The organism is Vibrio sp. 10N.222.46.A1, assembly GCF_041473595.1.
Lineage (GTDB): Bacteria > Pseudomonadota > Gammaproteobacteria > Enterobacterales > Vibrionaceae > Vibrio > Vibrio tasmaniensis_A.
Genome location: NZ_JBFRSN010001502.1, coordinates 1 through 1,899 on the forward strand (window position 1 = coordinate 1; position 1,899 = coordinate 1,899).

A 1,899-nucleotide genomic window follows, 5' to 3' on the forward strand; every position below is an offset into this window, starting at 1 on the left:
GACAGGTACCCTAAACCTTCCATTCCAAAATATCGCATACTGACAGTATTGGAGTAGTACGTTCTCGCTAAATATTTAAGCTCTTCCAACTTAACTTGTCTCCTGAAGTCTAAAAGGACTGCTAAAGCAGCGTTAAGTGGTGAGTAACGCAAACCACCTTACCTAAAGCTATTGTGCTGTAAATTTAAGCTGAAGCAAACCAAAAATGCCGAGTGTTGGGAATCGGTTTTAAGCGCTTGTGAAGTCCCATTACTACAATGCTAAATAGTTGGCACTGACGGTAATGATTCAAAGCGCATTGCTCCAACTGCCCATTTGTTACCCGAAATTGCATATTGATGTAAGTTTTCCGGTGAAGAAAGTATAAAGCCAGAGAGTTTCTTCTTTGCTGCTTTCGATGAATACCTTTTTTGGCACATATCAACAAAACCGCTGATACGCTCGGCTATGTCACCTGGAAACCTAAACTCTACATTTTCGTCGTAACGAATTTGGGCTCTATATTGCAGACTCTTTGGCAATGTCCCTTTTCGCTTCCAAGCAATCATTGGCATTGGTACTCTTGGTATTTTCGAGCTTTTTGGTAGATAAGAAACATTTGGATCCAGTAACACATCGTTGACTTCAACCCAATAATGACTTGGTTGATCACGATTTGAACCAGCAAAGCCCTCTAAGGAAGCTTGACGTCCATCGATTGACATTGTGAATGCGCCGACATTACCCCCGACAATAATGGAACTAACACCTTCTTTCTGCAGTATCGAATATATTGCACAAGCCGTATAAAGACACCGAGAGTCATAATCTGTTGGAAATGTTTTTTTCAAACACCAATCTATTGTTGCGAACAAATTGTTAACTTTAACTCGACCAAGCATCATTACATTCACCTTTACTATTTGATGGTTCGATAAACTCACTCTGGTACTTAATGCTTCTTATACGGCAATGCTTCGTATTTTGAGGCTGAATGATGCCTAATTTATATATTCGATTCAACAATGAATCAATGGGTTAGTGATGTATTAGAGGTGTTAGATTGCTTTGTGGCGAGTAACCTTGATCTGTAGCCATGATAGGTCTTAGTATTGTGAGAGGGTAAGAAGAGGGGGCATCGCATTAAAACAGCAGAATAATCGTATTCGGTCAGTGAAGGTGAGATGTTTCCTTAACCTCTTGTTCAGTACATTATTGTCATTTCATGTTAATTCGTTACAATACCTTTGGAATAAATGAGGGTGCATCTGTATTTGTACCTGAATTTGTACCAATTCTTACATATATCCCCATCAAGTTATCTAACTTGTTGAATTAAATATATTAAATAATTTTCATGTGTTGCTTGGTGTGCAACACCACTGTAAAGGACAAATAATGCCAATTATTACTCTTCCTGACGGTAGTCAGCGTCAATTTGACAACCCTGTATCAACTCTAGATGTTGCCCTATCAATCGGTCCTGGTCTTGCGAAAGCAACCATTGCTGGTCGTGTAGATGGCGAGCGTGTTGATGCTTGTGATCTTATCGAAAACGATGCAAGCCTAGAAATCATCACAGCTAAAGATGAAGTTGATGGCCTTGAGATCGTTCGTCACTCTTGTGCTCACCTTTTAGGTCACGCGATTAAGCAGCTTTTTCCAGAAGCGAAAATGGCGATCGGTCCTACCATTGATAACGGTTTCTACTACGATATCGACCTTGAGCACTCTCTAACGCAAGAAGATCTAGAAAAGATTGAAAAGCGTATGAAAGAGCTAGCGAAGACCAAGTATCAGGTTGTTAAGAAGAAAGTTAGCTGGCAGGAAGCGCGTGACGCATTCGAAGCTCGCGGCGAGACTTACAAAATCGAAATCCTGGATGAGAACGTTTCTAAAGACGATCGTCCAGGCCTGTAC

General features: G+C 40.5%; 2 protein-coding genes. One reads left to right on the forward strand and one right to left on the reverse strand.

Translation table 11 applies throughout. From position 1 onward, the window contains the following. Positions 1 to 260: 260 nt before the first annotated feature. A complete protein-coding gene (locus AB4496_RS27655) occupies positions 261 to 884 on the reverse strand; it encodes a hypothetical protein (RefSeq protein ID WP_009846503.1) in 624 nt (207 codons plus the stop codon). Between the two features lie 493 nt (positions 885 to 1,377). Between AB4496_RS27655 and AB4496_RS27660 the strand changes: the two genes are divergently transcribed. Beyond that, a partial coding sequence (locus tag AB4496_RS27660) for a TGS domain-containing protein (RefSeq protein ID WP_372133199.1) occupies positions 1,378 to 1,899 on the forward strand: 522 nt, incomplete at its 3' end.

Bases quoted from the DNA above. Each gene is read 5' to 3' on its own strand.
- AB4496_RS27655 (WP_009846503.1), bottom strand. From the start codon at position 884: ATGATGCTTGGTCGAGTTAAAGTTAACAATTTGTTCGCAACAATAGAT.